Source organism: Candidatus Dechloromonas phosphoritropha, assembly GCA_016722705.1.
Taxonomy (GTDB): Bacteria; Pseudomonadota; Gammaproteobacteria; order Burkholderiales; family Rhodocyclaceae; genus Azonexus; species Azonexus phosphoritrophus.
In genome coordinates this window covers 1,971,089-1,987,561 of sequence record JADKGN010000004.1, presented here as the reverse complement: position 1 = coordinate 1,987,561, position 16,473 = coordinate 1,971,089, and the positions used below count along the sequence as shown (strand labels likewise).

The 16,473-nt window shown below is 62.8% G+C and carries 15 protein-coding genes; 8 read left to right on the top strand and 7 right to left on the bottom strand.

Annotation, left to right across the window (positions count from 1 at the left end; genetic code table 11):
- Window positions 1-88 precede the first annotated feature (88 nt).
- From IPP03_15310 to IPP03_15300, 3 genes are all read right to left on the bottom strand, one after another.
- On the bottom strand, window positions 89-577 hold the full coding sequence (locus IPP03_15310; GenBank protein MBL0353947.1) for a GNAT family N-acetyltransferase: 489 nt from the start codon (window positions 575-577) through the stop codon (window positions 89-91).
- A 201-nt stretch (window positions 578-778) separates the two neighbouring features.
- Window positions 779-2,278 carry a polyamine aminopropyltransferase gene (locus IPP03_15305; GenBank protein ID MBL0353946.1) on the bottom strand — a complete coding sequence of 500 codons (1,500 nt, stop codon included), beginning with the start codon at window positions 2,276-2,278 and terminating at the stop codon, window positions 779-781.
- Window positions 2,279-2,461: 183 nt separating this feature from the next.
- The gene (locus IPP03_15300; GenBank protein MBL0353945.1) at window positions 2,462-3,019 is read right to left on the bottom strand and encodes a hypothetical protein; all 558 of its coding nucleotides are present in this window, start codon (window positions 3,017-3,019) and stop codon (window positions 2,462-2,464) included.
- Between the two features lie 463 nt (window positions 3,020-3,482).
- Between IPP03_15300 and IPP03_15295 the strand changes: the two genes are divergently transcribed.
- The 7 genes from IPP03_15295 to IPP03_15265 all read left to right on the top strand — a co-directional run bounded on the left by IPP03_15295 (window position 3,483) and on the right by IPP03_15265 (window position 10,187).
- Window positions 3,483-6,053: a glycosyltransferase family 39 protein gene (locus IPP03_15295; protein MBL0353944.1), complete on the top strand. Its 2,571-nt coding sequence runs from the start codon at window positions 3,483-3,485 to the stop codon at window positions 6,051-6,053.
- Window positions 6,054-6,305: 252 nt separating this feature from the next.
- Window positions 6,306-7,415, top strand: a complete 1,110-nt coding sequence (ribB, locus tag IPP03_15290) for a 3,4-dihydroxy-2-butanone-4-phosphate synthase (protein MBL0353943.1) — start codon at window positions 6,306-6,308, stop codon at window positions 7,413-7,415.
- A 3-nt stretch (window positions 7,416-7,418) separates the two neighbouring features.
- Entirely contained in the window at window positions 7,419-7,892 is a 474-nt protein-coding gene (locus tag IPP03_15285) for a 6,7-dimethyl-8-ribityllumazine synthase (protein MBL0353942.1), read from the top strand.
- Window positions 7,889-8,377 (top strand): transcription antitermination factor NusB, encoded by a 489-nt coding sequence (gene nusB, locus IPP03_15280; protein ID MBL0353941.1) that lies wholly within the window; start codon window positions 7,889-7,891, stop codon window positions 8,375-8,377. Before IPP03_15285 ends, nusB begins: the two co-directional genes overlap by 4 nt.
- Complete coding sequence (thiL, locus tag IPP03_15275) at window positions 8,377-9,345, top strand: thiamine-phosphate kinase (protein MBL0353940.1); 969 nt, start codon at window positions 8,377-8,379, stop codon at window positions 9,343-9,345. The genes nusB and thiL overlap by 1 nt, the downstream gene beginning before the upstream one ends.
- Window positions 9,338-9,835 carry a phosphatidylglycerophosphatase A gene (locus IPP03_15270; GenBank protein ID MBL0353939.1) on the top strand — a complete coding sequence of 166 codons (498 nt, stop codon included), beginning with the start codon at window positions 9,338-9,340 and terminating at the stop codon, window positions 9,833-9,835. The genes thiL and IPP03_15270 overlap by 8 nt, the downstream gene beginning before the upstream one ends.
- A gap of 79 nt (window positions 9,836-9,914) precedes the next feature.
- Window positions 9,915-10,187, top strand: a complete 273-nt coding sequence (locus tag IPP03_15265) for a type II toxin-antitoxin system HicA family toxin (GenBank protein ID MBL0353938.1) — start codon at window positions 9,915-9,917, stop codon at window positions 10,185-10,187.
- An 11-nt stretch (window positions 10,188-10,198) separates the two neighbouring features.
- Here IPP03_15265 and IPP03_15260 read toward each other — a convergent pair whose 3' ends face one another.
- From IPP03_15260 to IPP03_15245, 4 genes are all read right to left on the bottom strand, one after another.
- Window positions 10,199-10,795: a TetR family transcriptional regulator gene (locus tag IPP03_15260; protein ID MBL0353937.1), complete on the bottom strand. Its 597-nt coding sequence runs from the start codon at window positions 10,793-10,795 to the stop codon at window positions 10,199-10,201.
- 2 nt (window positions 10,796-10,797) lie between these two features.
- Complete coding sequence (locus IPP03_15255; protein MBL0353936.1) at window positions 10,798-12,834, bottom strand: NADPH-dependent 2,4-dienoyl-CoA reductase; 2,037 nt, start codon at window positions 12,832-12,834, stop codon at window positions 10,798-10,800.
- A gap of 152 nt (window positions 12,835-12,986) precedes the next feature.
- The gene (locus tag IPP03_15250) at window positions 12,987-14,081 is read right to left on the bottom strand and encodes a glycosyltransferase family 2 protein (protein MBL0353935.1); all 1,095 of its coding nucleotides are present in this window, start codon (window positions 14,079-14,081) and stop codon (window positions 12,987-12,989) included.
- Window positions 14,082-14,121: 40 nt separating this feature from the next.
- Complete coding sequence (locus tag IPP03_15245) at window positions 14,122-15,660, bottom strand: glycosyltransferase family 39 protein (protein ID MBL0353934.1); 1,539 nt, start codon at window positions 15,658-15,660, stop codon at window positions 14,122-14,124.
- Between the two features lie 356 nt (window positions 15,661-16,016).
- On the opposite strand from IPP03_15245, the gene IPP03_15240 reads away from it, so the two are divergent.
- Window positions 16,017-16,259 (top strand): glutathione S-transferase N-terminal domain-containing protein, encoded by a 243-nt coding sequence (locus IPP03_15240; protein ID MBL0353933.1) that lies wholly within the window; start codon window positions 16,017-16,019, stop codon window positions 16,257-16,259.
- The last annotated feature ends 214 nt before the right edge of the window (window positions 16,260-16,473 follow it).

The following is a 16,473-nucleotide window of genomic DNA, read 5'->3' as shown; positions in this document are numbered from 1 at the left end:
TGCCGACGTCGTTTCGGATTAGAGCAACCGCTAACTATACGCAAGTTCTTGCGCTGAACCGCCGCCGAACAGCAAGCCGCGCCGGCGATCAGCCCGCCGGTGCGTCCTTCAGGGACAGCGTCACGTGGACCGTGCCATCCACGATCCGCTTCTTCATGGGCCAGCCAACGGCGGAGAACACCCTGAGCATGGCTGCGTTGGTGACGAGGACTTCCGCGATGAAGTGCGAAATTCCCCGATCGCGGGCGATCCGGCCGAGGTGCATGAGCAACCGCCGGGCAATGCCCAGGCCATGCATGTCTTCCTCAACGACGAAGGCGACTTCCGCCATGTCGTCCCCACAGCGCGCATAGCTCGAAGACGCAATCACAACCTCCCGGCCTGCCACCATATGGGTGACGATCAGAGCAACCCGGTTGTCGAAATCCATCTCCCGTATCAGGCGGTAGTCCGCCTCGTTCAGCTTGCGCTTGAAACTGAAGAAGCGCGAATAGATGGATTCCGGATCGAGGTTGCTGAACGCCTCGGCTATCCGCTCGCCATCGTCGGGACGCAACGCCCGGATGCAGACTTCCATGCCATTGCGCAAGGTCTCCCTGACATAGTAACTACGCGCATCGATCACCCGACTACCCTCCCACGACATACAATCTTTTTTTCGCCCGAAAACCCCTGGTCATGCCTGCTCCAACCCGGGGCAACACCCAGTACAGCCACCCGCGCAGACTGCCAGAAATCGGCGGCCAACTCCAGAGGCGCGGGCCGCAAGCCGGTTCTGCTAGCGCACGACCTTGCGCCACTCCTGCTCGAAGTAGCGGACCAGCACCTGATTGTTCAGGCGATTGACCTCGGCCGGTACGCGCGCCATGTCGGCCGGAAAGCGGAACAGGTCGGGAACGATTTCCGGGGTCAAAAATCGCGTTTTTTCCGGGTCGACCGCAACGGGCGAAAAATCCTGGCGGCCGGCGATGATGAATCCCCATTCGCCGAACGAGGGCACCAGCGCGTGGTAGGGCGCCGTCTTGAAGCCGACATCCTCGAGCGTCGTCACTACACTCCAGAACGACTGCCGCGCATAAAGTGGCGAAGTTGACTGGACGACAATCAGGCCGCGTGCTGCCAGGCGCTTTTCCAGCAGCCGGTAGAAGGCCGAGGTATAGAGTTTGCCGAGCGCGAAATTGGCCGGGTCGGGAAAATCGACGACGATGAAGTCGAAATAGTCGTCGCTCCCCTCCAGCCATTGCAGCGCATCGGCGTTCACCACCTTGACGCGCTCCGACTTGAGCGACCCGGCATTCAGCGCCACCAGTTGTGGCGCCGTTGCGAACAGTTCGGTCATCGCCGGATCGAGATCGACCAGCGTTACCGCCTCGACATTCGGATACTTCAGGATTTCGCGCACCGCCAGTCCGTCGCCGCCACCGAGCACCAGCACGCGCCGGGCACCAGGCAGCGCGGCCAGCCCCGGATGAACCAGCGCCTCGTGGTAGCGGTATTCGTCGTGCGACGAGAACTGCAGGTTGTTGTTGAGGAACAGGCGCAGATCATCGCGCCAGCGGGTGACGACGATGCGCTGATAAGGCGTCGTTTCGGCATGGACGATTTCGTCGGCGTAAAGATGGCTTTCGGCGAAAGTCGTCAACTGGCCAGCACCGGCAAAGCCGGCGGCCAGCAGCCCGAAGACCGTCCAGCTTTGCACGGCCAGCGCACGCCGGGCCGGTAACTGGTCGCGAAACAGGTGCAAGGCCCACAACGCGACCGCGACGTTGAGTACGCCGAACAGCAGCCCGGTGCGCACCATGCCGAGTTGCGGCGCCAGTACCAGCGGGAAAAGAATGGATACGGCCAGCGCGCCGAGATAATCGAAAGTGAGCACTTGCGACACCAGATCCTTGAACGCCAGCTCGCGCTTCAGGATACGCATCACCAGCGGTATCTCCAGACCAACGAGAACGCCGACGCCGAATACCATCAGATAGAGCACCAGCTTGAACGGCGCTGCCAGCCACGTGAACACGACGAACAGCCCAACTGCCGAAAAGCCGCCGAGCAGCCCGACCATCAGCTCGATCTGGATGAAGCGCCCGATCAGGTCACGCGTGATGTATTTTGACAGCCACGACCCGACACCCATGGCGAACAGGTAGGTGCCGATCACCGTCGAGAACTGCGTCACCGAGTCGCCGAGCAGGTAGGACGACAGCGCGCCGGCGATCAGTTCGTAGGCCAGCCCGCAGGAAGCGATGACGAAAACGGAAAAGAGGAGGGCGTGCCGCATGGGCATGGATGCTAACCCGAATCGAAGACTCGGTGACTTTGCTCGAGCACCTAAGCCTGCCGCTGCGGGCCTCCTGACACCGTGAAGCAAGCCTCACTCGGCGAATAGTTGGTGGGCGCCAGTTCCACCGCCCGGTTGACTGCCACCACCAACGTGCTCACACCGCGCGGGTGCGCCTGGCGGTCAGGGCAGCGTCACTCCCAGCGTCCACATCACGCCCGAGGTACCGATCAACACCATCTCGCCACATATGCGATTAAAGCAGTAGCCGACGGAGCCAATGGCTGCCGGTGCAAAACCGGTGCTGTTGAAGGGAATCTTGTCCTGGTATTCGCCTTTGTAACCGTGCAACACGCCGGCGGCAACCCTGGCGTAGGCTGCCGGTACCGAGTCGAACGGCCGCCACAACAGCCCCCCGAAGACGAACTGCGACGGCTGGTAGAAGGAGTTGGAGAAGGCCGCTGCGCCGACCAGCACCTGCCCACCGAGCCAGCGCTCCTGCAGACGCCATTCACCGTAGACCAGTTTCTGATTGTTGTTGTGTTTGTCCGACGGATTCCAATGCACTGTCGCCAGGCTGGTCTGGAAGTAGAAGCGATCGGTGCGCCAGGGCTCGGGGGCGTCCCACACCGAATTCGTCACCTCCGGCGTTCCCTCGGATCCCGTGGCAGTGCCGGCGGACTGCGCCATCGCCGGTGCGGCACCCAAAAAACACGCCGCGGCGAGCAGAAGCGCCGGCACGCGGCACGCCGACGCGGGCGAAACCCGGAAGACGATGGCGGACAGGGAAGGGAGCGCCCATGCGCCCAAGGTACAACTAGAGAGGGAAGACATGGCAGCTCACAAAAAAGAAGGCCCGTCGCAGGGCAAGTCGCGCAGTATATTTTCTGCGATCAACTGCGGTCAATGCCGGCCAAGGTGATTTTGGCTCCGGAATACCAAATTGACAGCGTCTTTCAGGCACGTGATACTTCGTCGGGTGGCATTGCAACGCCTATCCCGTTTCCTTGACCCGGACGATTCCCCAACCAAGGCGCCCGACTTTCCGACCAGACCTGGATGACGCTCCGTACGGCAAGCCTGGACATCGGGAGTTGCCGCAACATCCGCGACGGTTTCCGGCCCCCCGAGTCCAACGGCCTATTACCGGGGTGTGATGCGACGGGGAACATCTTGCTGACTTCTTCATTCACCGGAATCCTTCGTGACCCTTGACATCGCCGAACCGGACCTGTCGGTGATCGTCACCGGGCAAGGCTCCTTTTCCCAGCGCCAGGACTTCGGCGAGCAGTTGCTCGAGATTGCGCGCGGAGCGGGGCATTCCGCCGAGTTGATCGTCGCCGAGACGCGGCCGACAGCAGCGGATGAAGAAAAAGGCATCGTTCGCGCTGTCAGCAGGGCTCGTGGAAAGTTCGTGGCCTTCTGCGACCCGGCGTCGGGCCTCGCGCCGGAGACGCTGATAGCGCTGGTGGCACCACTCGCGGACGATCTTCACGACCTCGCCATCGTCGTGCGCGACGAGAAACAGTCTGGCGCGGCGCTGACAACGCTCGCAACCCGGTTCAAGGCGTTGCTCGCAAGACTGATTCTCTGGCCAGTCGCGCAAACACGCGATCCGTGGTCGCGATGGTACGCGCTGCGCCGCGATCAACTCCTTCGACTTGCGCCGCCGGACCGTGCATCCGCGGCGCCTCTTCACTCGCTGCTGCTTGGCGGACCCGAGATGCGCATCGTCGACGTTTCAGCACGGCCCGGCCCGAATGCTTGCCTACCGCCAGAATTACCCACGCTGCGCGAGATTCTGGCCAGGCTGCGCCGGGGCATGTTCGCACCGGAGGGGGCGGCGCCCATGGGCGGGAAGGCCCGGTTTGCCGCCACCGTCGGAATCACGGTTGACCTGGTTGTCACCTTGGCGCTCCTCACCTGGGGATGGTTGCCTGGGGCATCGAACCTCGCCGGATTCGTCATGGGTGCTGCTGCTTTTCTGGGGGCACGCGTTCTGTGGCCGGCAGGCTCGCGCCCGGCGGGGGGCTGGCAACTGGTCGCCGCCGCGCTTGCGCTGTGCCTGCGCGGTGGCGCGATCGCCACCGCACTGGCTTACGGGTTGCCGCCATGGATGGCCGCGATGGTCGGCGTCGGTATCGCCTGGAGTGCCGGCGCGGTTGGTAACGCGTTCGCCCCACGGTCCGCGCCACAACCGTCGGTCTCCATGGCACGGCGCTGGAGCATGGCGGCGACGGGCATCGTGGTCAGCGTTTTGTTGCTGCACCTGCTCTATCTCAAGGTGTTTCCGCTGACCCCCGAAGAAGCCTATTACTGGAACTACTCGATGCGGCTCGACTTCGGCTACCTCGACCACCCACCCATGGTGGCCTGGCTGATCGCGCTCGTCGAAGCACTTTTCGGGCACGGCGAGGCCAGCATCCGCCTCGCCTCGCTCGCCTGCACGGCGGTGATGATGGTCTTTGTCTACCGCTTGGCCCTGCGCCTCGTTGACCGGCCGGCCGCCCTGGTGGCGGCCGCGTTCGCGGTCCTGATCCCCTACGGCTTCTTCATCGCGGGATTTATGATTTCGCCGGATGCGCCGCTGGCGGCGGCATGGGGTGCCGGCCTTTATTTCCTGCACCGCGCACTGGTCGGGGACGAGCGCCGGGCCTGGTACGGCGTCGGTATTGCGCTGGGGCTGGGCCTGCTTTCCAAATACACGATCGCCTTGCTGGGTCCGGCCGCCCTGGCTTTCTGCCTCGTGGACCGACGCTCGCGCGCCTGGTTCCTGCGCCCGCAGCCCTACTTCGCGGTGCTGATTGCCGCCGCCCTGTTCGCGCCCGTAATCTACTGGAACTTCGCCAATGACTGGGCGTCGTTCCGCTTCCAGGGGGGCGAGCGCTTCGGCGAGGAACAACAGTTCAGCCTGCACTACATGCTGATGAACATGATCCTTGTCGCCACCCCGCTGCCGCTCATGGTTCTGCCGCTGCTCTTCTCCCGACGGTGGACGCGGGACGCCACGCGCTTTCCCGAGCCCGCGCACGCCGAGGCACGCAACCGGCTGTTCGTGGCCTGTTTCGTCTTTGTCCCGCTCGCGGTCTTCGCCTGGAGCGCGCTCAAGCATGTTCCGCGCCTCAACTGGACCGGCCCGATCTGGCTCGCCACCCTGCCGCTGCTTGGCTGGACGATCGTCCATGCCAGCGCGCTGCGCTGGCATGGACTCGGTACCGCAATGCGTCTGACGGCGGGCAAGGTCATCGGCGCGTTGCTGGTCATCTATGCATTTGTCAATTACCACCTGGTCCTGGGAATTCCTAAAGTTCCCTATTCACCGTCGTTCGCCAAAGCGATCGGCTGGCCGGTGGCCACCCGGGAACTTCAGAGGGTGCATGACCGAATTGCGCAGGAAACCGGTGCCACGCCGGTAATCGTCGGGATGGACAAGTACAACACCGCGAGCCAGATCGCCTTTTACGGTGCCCGACCGTTCGCCTTGCCGAGGCAGGTGCCGCTGAAAGCGACAGCGATTGAGGCATTCACCGGGAATTCCCTGATGTTCAACTACTGGGATCCGCCCGGCCAGTTCCGGGGTCGTACGCTAATCATGGTGGCGCGCAACCAGCAAACGCTGGCGACCGATCTGCTCGAGCCGTACTTCGGCGAACTTGATGCGACGATTCATGCGCTACGACTGGCAAACACCGGACCTGGCGGTGACGGTCGGCGCATCGCTGACTACTTCTACCGGATCGGTTACGACTACCGACCCGTGCCGGGCGAACGCTGATCGGGCGCGAAGGACGCCGCCAGGAAGCAAGTCTGCGCGGGCGTCGCCGTCTACCGGCCTCATGCCGCATGACGGCGTTCTGCATGGCAGCGAATGGTTCAACGAGGAACAGCCGATTACGGTCTAGAGCGTGCTCGTCATGCCCAGCGAGGCGAGGCGTGGCAGATGCACCTCGACACCGTGCTAAAGTCATGTGCCGCCCGCGTGTTTCTGCGAAAATGTCTCCCCCGTTTACGAAGTTTCCGGATTTCCATGCCTCCCCATCCCGCCATTGCTCCCACCGCTGAAATCGTCGCCGAACTGAAGGCGGGCCGCATGGTCGTCCTCGTCGATGAAGAAGAGCGCGAGAACGAAGGCGATCTCGTCATGGCCGCCGAGCACATCACGCCGGAGGCCATCAACTTCATGGCCAGGTACGGGCGCGGATTGATCTGCCTTACCCTGACCGAAGAGCGCTGCCACAAGCTGGGCTTGGTGCAGATGGCGCGCAACAACCGGACGCAGTACGGCACTGCATTCACGGTTTCCATCGAGGCCGCCGAGGGGGTCACCACAGGCATTTCCGCCGCTGACCGCGCGCGCACGATCCAGGTCGCCGTCGCCAGGACTGCGACTGCTGACGACATCGTCCAGCCCGGCCATGTCTTCCCGATCACCGCGCGCCCCGGCGGCGTGCTGGTCCGCGCCGGGCATACCGAAGCCGGTTGCGATCTGGCCGACATGGCAGGCCTGGAACCGGCTTCGGTGATCTGCGAGATCATGAACGACGACGGCACGATGGCCCGCCTGCCCGAACTGATCGATTTTGCCCGCGAACACGGCCTCAAGATCGGCACCATCACCGACCTCATCCACTACCGCGCCGCCTCCGAAACGCTGGTCGAGCGTGTCACCAGCAAGACGATCCAGACCGCCCACGGCGAATTTACGCTGCACGCCTATGTCGACCGCGCCGGCGGCGCGACGCACCTGGCGCTGGTCAAGGGCAAGATCCCACCCGGCGAGGAAACACTGGTGCGCGTTCATGAACCACTCTCGGTACTTGACTTCATCGACCCCGGCAGCAAACCGCAATCGTTCTCGATCGACGAGGCGCAGGCCGCTCTTGCCAGGAACGGGCATGGTGTCATCGTCCTGATGCACCGCCCCGAGGATGGCGAAGCGCTACTCACCCGCCTGACCAGCGACCCGCCGCGCGCCCGGACCAAGTGGGATCCACGAACCTACGGTATCGGCGCCCAGATTCTGCGCGATCTCGGCGTCGGCAAGATGCGCCTGCTCTCAAGTCCGCGCCGGATGCCCTCCATGACCGGCTTCAGCCTCGAAGTCACCGGTTTCATCACTTCTCCTGCGGAGCTCTGAGCCATGTCCCGTTTCGACGACATCCATGAATATGACAATTCTCTCGCCGGCGCCGGCCTGCGTATCGGTATCGTCATGAGCCGCTTCAACCTGCCGGTCTGCGAGGGTCTGCTTTCGGCCTGTGTCGCCGAACTAAAACGCCTCGGCGTCGCCGCTGGCGACATGGCGATCGCCAACGTGCCGGGTGCGCTGGAAATTCCGCTGGCGCTGCAGACCATGGCGCAAAGCGGCCGCTACGACGCCCTGGTCGCTCTCGGCGCGGTGATTCGCGGCGAGACTTACCATTTCGAGGTGGTTTCCAACGATTCCTGCCGTGGCGTGATGGACGTGCAACTTGATACCGGCATCCCGATCGCCAACGGCATCCTGACCTGCGAAAGCGACGAACAGGCCGAAGTCCGCACGCAGGAGAAGGGCGGCGATTGTGCCCAGGCCGCCGTCGAAATGGCCAACCTGCAGAAGGCGCTCACCCAATGACCACTTTCGCCAGCGATACCGAGCAACCGCAGGAATCCAAGGCGCCACCCAGATCGGCCCGTCGCCGCGCCCGCGAGTTCGTGCTGCAGGGGCTTTACCAGTGGCGGGTCGGCGGCGCCGACGAAGCCACCATCGAAGCCCAGATTCCCGAGATGGAAGATTTCGCCAGGGCGGACAACGACTTCTTTCTCGCCACCCTGCGCGGCGTCATCGCTCAGCAGGACAAATTCACGGCACTGGTCGCCACCCACATCGACCGCGCGTTCAGGGAGTTGTCGCCGATCGAGGCCTGCGTTCTGCTGATGGGCACGTGCGAACTGGTAGACAACCCGGAAACCCCCTACCGCGTGATCATCAACGAGGCTATCGAGCTGACCAAGGCGTTCGGCGGCACCGACGGCCACAAGTACGTCAATGGTGTGCTCGACAAGGTTGCGGCCGAAGTACGACCGGCCGAAGTGGAAGCCAAGAAAAAAGGCCGTTGATGCCCGGGGAGTTCGCCCTCATCGACAAATATTTCTCGCGCCTCACGCCGACGGCTATTCTCGGTCCCGGCGACGACTGCGCCCTGCTGCAGCCGACGCCGGGCAAGCAACTGGCGATCACCACCGACATGCTGGTCGCTGGCACACATTTCCGGCCCGATACCGACCCCAAGAACCTTGGCTGGAAGGCGCTGGCGGTCAACCTTTCCGACCTCGCCGCCATGGGCGCCACGCCGCGCTGGGCGCTGCTCGCCGGCAGCCTGCCTGCGGTTGACGAGGCTTGGATCGCGGCTTTCAGCGTAGGCCTCTTCGCCTGCGCCGCCGAATATGGCGTCGATGTCGTCGGCGGCGATACGACACGCGGACCGCTCAATCTGTGCATCACCGCACTCGGCGAATACGAACCGGGCCAAGCGCTGCGCCGTGATGGCGCGCAGGCCGGCGATCTGATCTGGGTTTCCGGACGCCCCGGCCTGGCCAGCCTCGGATTGGTGCAACTGCAGGGCCGGGTCAACCTGCCCGAACCGTGGCGCCGTCTGTGCATCGCCGCGCTGGAACAGCCGCGCCCGCGCGTCGCGCTCGGCCAGGCGCTGGTCGGTGTCGCCTCGGCCGCCATCGACGTCTCCGACGGCCTGCTCGCCGATCTCGGCCACATCGGCGAGCGCTCGGGTCTGGCCGCCGCCGTGCACCTGGTGCAACTTCCGCATCTGCCCAAAGGTGAGCGCTACGATGCCGACCTGCGGCGTATCGCCCTTGAGTGCCAGCTAAGCGGCGGCGACGACTACGAACTCTGCTTCACGACACCGCTTGCACAGGCGCAAGCCATCGCCGGAATCGCTGCGCGTCTCGAACTGCCGCTCTGGTGCATCGGTAGCATGGGCGAAGGCCAGGCCGGCGCGGTGACGGTCTTCGACCCCGACCGCAAACCGATCGAGTTCGCGCAGCGAGGCTACGACCACTTTGGCTGAATCTTCGAAAGGCGCGCCCAGCCTCAAATTCCTCTTCGCCCACCCGGCGCATTTTTTCGCCTGCGGTTGCGGCAGCGGCCTGGCCCCGCGGGCGCCCGGCACCTTTGGTACGCTGTTCGCGTGGCTGAGCTTCAACCTGTTTCACTCCTACTTCACCGATTTCGCGCTGCTCGGCCTGTTTGCCGCGGCCTACGTGTTCGGCATCTGGGCCATCGACATGGCCGGCCGGGCGCTCGGCGACCCTGATCATGGCAGCATCGTCTGGGACGAAATCGTTCCCTTCTGGCTGGTGCTGCTGATGACCCCGGACACATTGCTCTGGCAAGCCGCCGCCTTCGGGCTGTTCCGCTTTTTCGACATCACCAAGCCGCAACCCGCCCGTTACTTCGACGAGCACGTCAAGAACGGCTTCGGCGTCATGGCCGATGACCTGGTTGCCGCCGGCTATACCCTGGTCTGCCTGGCGCTGCTGAAATTCATCCTTTTTTGACGGTCGACCGCAACATTCGAGCAGTTCCACTGGCGAGCGACAGGCATAAAATGGTGGCACGAATTTTGGGAGTATCACCATGAGCCACAAGCATGCACACTTGATGCGCAGCATCTTTCAGGATCCGCCGAGCGCCAACATTCACTGGCGCGAAATCGAATCACTGCTCCATCATCTCGGCGCCGAGGTCGAATCCGCGCACGGCGCACGCTTCAAAATCACGCTGAACAAGGTTGAGGCTTTCATGCATCATCCGCACAACAGCAACACCTGCAGCAAGACCGATATCAAGCAGTTGCGCGAGGTGCTGACCCACGCTGGAATCACGCTGTCCTCATACGAGTCCACCTGAAGGTCGAGCTTTCAGCTTTCCCCGGGGGCGCCGAGCACCAACGCGACTGCGGCATCGGCCAGTTGATCGACCGTCAGTTGCCCGTCGGGGCGATACCAGTGGCCGGACCAGTTGAGCATGCCGAACAGCAGCAGGCGTAGCGGCGGGCCAGCGGAGCGGATTTTCCCCTGTTGCTCGAGTTCGTCGAGCGTCGCCTGCCACGGCACCTGATAGCGGTCGAATGCAGCGGCGATCTCGGCGCGTTCAGCGACACCCAGCGAACGGGTTTCGCTGAGCAGCATTGGCGCTGCGCTATCGGCTTCGAGCACGGTCGCCAGATGAGTGCGAACCAGAACCCGCAGGCGCTGCTCGGGATCGGCGATATCGGCGATCTCTGTCATGAGTCGTGCGCGGCCGGTTTCGAGACCGTCGATCATCGCCTCCTTGAGCAACTCCTGCTTGCTGCGGAAATGATAGAACGGGCTGCCCGAGCGCATGCCGACCGCTTCGGCGATGTCGCGCGTTGTCGTGGCAGCAAAACCTTTGTCGACAAAAAGGCGCGCCGCGGCGCGTAGCAGTTCTGCACGGCGGTTGGGCTCGCTCCCGGCTTCGGCTTTGCGGCGCGACATGACTAGAGGCTGGCCGCGACGCGCGTGCCCTGCTCGATGGCGCGCTTGGCATCGAGTTCCGCCGCGATATCGGCGCCGCCGATCAGCGTAAACGGAATGCCTGCCGCTTCCAGCGGTGCCTGCAGTTCGCGACGCGGATCCTGGCCGGCGCAGATGACGATGGTATCAACCGCCAGGGTCTGCGCCTCGCCATTGATGGTAACGTGCAACCCTGCATCGTCGATACGCTCGTAATTGACGCCGGCGATCATCTGCACGCCGCGCTTCTTGAGCAGGGTACGGCGAATCCAGCCGGTGGTCTTGGCCAGCCCCTCGCCAACCTTGGACGATTTGCGCTGTAACAGAAATACGCGGCGCGGTGCCTCTTCGCTGACCGGCGCTTTGAGTCCGCCGCGGTTGGTGTAACCGGGATCGATGCCCCACTCGTCGTTGAAGCGCTCGGCCTCGCTCTTGTCATCATGGGCATGGGTCAGGAACTCGCCGACATCGAAACCGATACCGCCGGCACCGATGATCGCCACCGTCTTGCCGGCTGCTTTGCGTCCCTCAATGATGTCGAGATAGCTCGCCACCTTGTCGTTTTCGATACCTGGGATCGGCGGTTTGCGCGGCACGATGCCGGTTGCCAGAACGATATGATCGAAGGCCCCAGCCTTAAGTAACCCGGCGTCGACGCGCTGGTTCAACTGCAGCGTGACACCGCTGGTTTCGATCAGCCGCCCGAAGTAACGCAGCGTGTCGGCGAAGTCTTCCTTGCCCGGAATCTGCTTGGCGATATTGAACTGGCCGCCGATGCGGTCCGCAGAGTCGAACAGCGTGACCTGATGACCGCACTCGGCGGCCGTTGTGGCACAGGCCAGGCCGGCGGGGCCGGCACCGACGACGGCAATTTTCTTTGGCGCCGAGGTCTTTTCGATGACCAGTTCGGTTTCGTGACAGGCACGCGGATTGACCAGGCAGGATGTCAGCTTGCCGGCGAAGATGTGATCGAGACAGGCCTGGTTGCAGGCGATGCAGGTATTGATCTCGTCCGCCCGATTGGCCGCGGCCTTGTTCACGAAATCGGCATCGGCAAGGAAAGGTCGGGCCATCGAGACCATGTCGGCGCAACCCGAGGCGAGAACATCCTCGGCAACTTCCGGCGTATTGATGCGGTTGGTCGTGATCAGCGGAATCTTGACGGAACCCTTGAGCCGTTTGGTTACCCACACAAAAGCGGCGCGTGGCACCATCGTCGCGATGGTCGGGATGCGCGCCTCGTGCCAGCCGATGCCGGTATTGATGATCGTCGCTCCCGCCGCCTCAATCGCCTTGGCCAGCGCGACCACCTCGTCCCAGGTGCTGCCGCCTTCGACCAGGTCAAGCATCGAGAGGCGGAAAATGATAATGAAATTGGGTCCGACCCTGGCGCGTGTTGTGCGTACCGTTTCGACGGCGAGGCGGATGCGATTCTCGAAACTACCGCCCCATTCGTCGGTTCGCTTGTTGGTTTGCAGCGCGATGAACTGGTTGATCAGATAGCCTTCTGAACCCATGATCTCGACGCCGTCGTAGCCGGCCTGCTGTGCCAGCTGGGCGCAGCGCGCGTAATCGCTGATGGTCTTGCGGATGCCCCAGCGCGTCAGCGCACGCGGTGTGAAGCGGTTGATCGGTGCGCGCAGTTTCGACGGCGCGACATTGAGCGGATGATAGCCATAGCGCCCGGTATGCAGGATCTGCAGGGCGATCTTGCCGCCTGCGGCGTGGACCGCATCGGTGATGATGTGGTGTTTGCCGACCTGCCACGAAAAACTGAGCTGCGACGCCTTGGGGTAGCCACGGCCGGCAAGATTCGGCGAAAAACCGCCGGTGACGATCAGGGCGACGCCACCGCGGGCGCGCTCGGCATAGAACGCAGCCATACGCTCGAAACCATTTTTCTCTTCTTCCAGCCCGGTGTGCATCGACCCCATCAGGGTGCGATTGCGCAGCGTCGTGAAGCCGAGATCGAGCGGGGCGAGAAGGTGTGGATAAGGCGACTGTATCGAGGTCTGATTCATGAACTGCTCTCCGGAATATCTGATTAGCAATTAAGCAAGCAAGCGCTTGATTATTTTCAGGCCGAAGCAAGGGAATTGCAAGCGCCGGGGAAATCCTCTGGATGTGAGCGCAGTGTCCAAAACAGAACAGTGGCAAGGAGTCGCCGCGAGGCTTATCCCGATTTGGGCTTTTTCCAGGTGTAGACCGCGGTAACCGCGTAGTTCCAGACCGCGCCGACGAGCACGCCGGCAACCGCCGAGAGCAGCCAGTAGGCGCGCTGATCGAAGAGGTAGGCCGCAATCCCCACATTCGCCAGCGCCCCGACGCTGCAGGCCAGCGAGAAGGACAGCCAGCCGCTCAGAAGTTTCCAGCCCTGCAGTTGCATGTCACGGTAGGTCAGCACATTGTTGACCGCGAAGTTGAACGTCATGGCAACGAGCGTCGCCGCGGTTTGCGCTACGATGAACGAAGCTCCGAATCCCCGGAAAAGAATTGCCAGGATGGAAAGGTGAACCCCGAGGCCGAGCAGACCGACCAGCGAAAAGGCGATGAAACGGATGGGAACGACGCGACCCAGATAGTGGTCGAGCAGCATGATGAAAAACTCCCATGCCACCATTGCGTCAAGTTTGCTCTTTCCCGAGAAACGATTGCGGAACTCGTAAGGCAGTTCGCGACAGCGGAGCGGCTCGGGCGAGGTAGCGAAGAGATCCAGCAGTATCTTGAAGCCGACGCCGGACATGCCGGCCCTGACACAGCGCTCGACGGCCGTGCGCCGAATCATGAAGAATCCGCTCATGGTGTCCTGCAGATCCGCCTTGAGCACCAGACGGCTGAGTCGCGTGGCGAACTGGCTGGTGGCCACGCGGGTGCGATTCCAGCCCTCCATGCTGCCACCTTCCGTGTACCTGCTGCCGACCACAACGTCCAGGTCGTCACCGCGCAACGCGTCGAACATGGCTGGCAGCAGCCGCTCGTCGTGCTGCAGGTCGGCATCGATGACCGCGACGATGGGCGCCGATGAAGCCATCATTCCTTCAATACACGCCGATGACAACCCGCGCCTGCCGATACGCTGGATGCAGCGGACCCGGCTATCGTGCTGCGCCAGTTGCCGCACCGTTGCCGCTGTACCGTCCGGAGAATCGTCATCGACATAGATCATCTCCCAGTCGACCTCCGGCAGCGCGACGGCTACCCGATTCCTGAGTTCAACGATGTTCCCGGCCTCGTTGAAGGTCGGCACGACTATGGACAACTGGGGCATGAAAAACGTTCTCCTGAACGGTACGGGACGCAAAATGGCGTTAGTTTAGCGCATCCTCTTTGCCGCGCCGAGGCCGCCCCTTGTAGTTCGTCGCCTGATAGATCTCGATGCGGCGAACGACCTTTCCGGAAGAGGTCGTCTCGACGACATCAACCGGGGTGACCGCGTCGAAATACGGCTTGAGGCGCTCAAGATCGAGTTTCGACTGTGCCTGGTCGGTAATGACAAGTATCCCGGTCGCTCCCCGCAGGTCGCGATCAGCCGGAAAATAATCGTACTCGAGCGCCTTTTCGCCGTAGATGTCCTGAGCGTAGGTGCGCTGTTGCCCGGAGCGGTGGAACCAGATCAGCGAACTTGTCTTGTAGTACGGTGAGAATACGAAGCTGTCCTTCCCCTCGGCCCTGATCGCCGCCTCCAGTCGATCGACCCGCGCCGCTGCTTCCCGGAAGCCACTCCAACTGTTGAGATCGCCTGGAATCGGCAGGTTCGGAACCGTTGAAATGGCGGCGCCGACGACAAGCACCGCCGCCGACGATGCCAGGCCCCAGACCATGCGCCGCTCCCTGTCGCTCCGTGCAAGCAGGTGGCGGATACCCAGAACGATCAACGGCCAGAAGGCAGGCGCCAGCCAGTTGATCTTGACGATGGAGCGGAAACTAATCCCGGTGAACAGCAGCAGGGGAACAGCGGCACTGATCAGCAACAGGCGAACCGAATCGTCGATGCCCCGGGTGAGCCATCCCCGGAACTCGCGGACCAGGGAGGCGATCGAGACGATGAACAGATAGGGGGTAACGATCAAAAACTGCTGGACAACCAGCATCAGGAAGTAGCGTGGCTTGAAGCCGCTCATCTCGTTCAGCCGGCGACTGCTCTGGAATGTGAGCGAAGCCCAGTCGTGCTGAACATTCCAGATCAGCACCGGGGAGAAGACGACGATCGCCAGAAGGAAGGCCAGGTAGGGATGCGGCCTCGCCAACCAGAAGCGTTGCCGCGGCGACGTGAGCAAATAGAGCAGCACGATCGGGCCGAGCAACGCGCCGGAATACTTGCCCAGCCAGGAGAGCCCCATGAAGGCGCCGGCGACGAACCACCAGCGTCCTTCGGCCGTGGCGCTCAGACGCCACACTGCCCAGATCGTCCCGACCCACGCAAACAGCAGGGGCCCGTCAGGCGTCGGGCCAAACCCCAGGACCTCGTAGACGATGGTCAGGTTTAGCGCCAGCAGTGACCAGAAAGCCAGTTTGCGGTCACCGAACATGTCGAGTATCAGCCGGGCCCAAAGAATGTTCCAGCCGATCGACCAGAGCACCGCCGCCGACTTGATGCCAAATGCCGTCTGCCCGAACACCGCCGTCGTCAGCGCAATGCTGTAGCTGGCCAGAGGCGGGTGGTCGAAATACGACCAGTCCGGAATGCGGCTCCACGTCCAGTAATACGCCTCCTGCGGCAACAGCGGTACGATCGCCGCCAATGCGAAGCGCAGCAGCGAGAAGCCGATGATGAGAAACGCCACTGCCCGTGATTGCTCGGGAAACGAGCGCCAGGTACCGCCGGAAATGTGGGATGTTCGAGTCATCGGGTGAATCTTACCGGTTGATCGAACGCCCTGCCACAGGAGAATTCCGAACCGATACGATATGTCAAATTCTCCGAAAATCAGTCCGGCCAAGTTTAGCGAGGGCGCCGTAAGGGTATTGTGAGGAAGCCTCGCCACCGTTCGCGCTGAGCGCGCTTTCTTAGCGCGATACTTTTCGGGGGATCACCGGTTGCGGCCATCAACCCGGCTTTGGCGCGGGCCAAGGCCACACCGGATGCGAGCCACCGGGCAGGATGCCACCAGCCGCGGCAAGCAAAGTGACGCAATCCGGATTCGGGTTTTCCTTGGACTGTCGTGGGGATTAGACTGCATCCTTGAAGCAATGAGAGACGAACATGCTGAAGCTTTACGGATTTCGCGTCAGCAATTACGTGAATATGGTCAATCTGGCGCTGCGGGCGAAATGGCTTCCCCTCGACTACGTGCTGACCATCCTCGACCAGAGCCCGGAATTCCTTTCCAAGAGTCCGCACGACAAGGTTCCCCGCCTGGAAACGGAGCACGGGTGTATCAGCGAAGCCTGTGTCATCCTTGAATATCTTGAGGTGTCCGGCGCGGGGCGCGCGATAAAATCGTGACCCGGAACCGCCAGATCGTCCTCGACAACCGCCCGACTGGCGCAGCCAGCTTCAGCAGCGTCATTCCTCCGTTGCGGGATGGGCAGGTACCCGCGCGCGACCACCGCCGGAACCTCGACCCCCGCATGCGCGGACACATGAACAACACCAGGAGCAGGAACTTGGGCAAGTGGTTGGTCAGGCGATCCGGGCAATATGCAAAGCCGATCCACCC

Coding starts and splice junctions, on each gene's coding strand:
- IPP03_15305 (MBL0353946.1), bottom strand. CDS start 2,278: ATGCGGCACGCCCTCCTCTTTTCCGTTTTCGTCATCGCTTCCTGCGGG.
- IPP03_15265 (MBL0353938.1), top strand. CDS start 9,915: ATGAGCCACAAGCATGCACACTTGATGCGCAGCATCTTTCAGGATCCG.
- ribB (MBL0353943.1), top strand. CDS start 6,306: ATGCCTCCCCATCCCGCCATTGCTCCCACCGCTGAAATCGTCGCCGAA.
- IPP03_15250 (MBL0353935.1), bottom strand. CDS start 14,081: ATGCCCCAGTTGTCCATAGTCGTGCCGACCTTCAACGAGGCCGGGAAC.
- thiL (MBL0353940.1), top strand. CDS start 8,377: ATGCCCGGGGAGTTCGCCCTCATCGACAAATATTTCTCGCGCCTCACG.
- IPP03_15240 (MBL0353933.1), top strand. CDS start 16,017: ATGCTGAAGCTTTACGGATTTCGCGTCAGCAATTACGTGAATATGGTC.
- IPP03_15310 (MBL0353947.1), bottom strand. CDS start 577: ATGGAAGTCTGCATCCGGGCGTTGCGTCCCGACGATGGCGAGCGGATA.
- IPP03_15260 (MBL0353937.1), bottom strand. CDS start 10,795: ATGTCGCGCCGCAAAGCCGAAGCCGGGAGCGAGCCCAACCGCCGTGCA.
- IPP03_15245 (MBL0353934.1), bottom strand. CDS start 15,660: ATGACTCGAACATCCCACATTTCCGGCGGTACCTGGCGCTCGTTTCCC.
- IPP03_15255 (MBL0353936.1), bottom strand. CDS start 12,834: ATGAATCAGACCTCGATACAGTCGCCTTATCCACACCTTCTCGCCCCG.
- IPP03_15285 (MBL0353942.1), top strand. CDS start 7,419: ATGTCCCGTTTCGACGACATCCATGAATATGACAATTCTCTCGCCGGC.
- nusB (MBL0353941.1), top strand. CDS start 7,889: ATGACCACTTTCGCCAGCGATACCGAGCAACCGCAGGAATCCAAGGCG.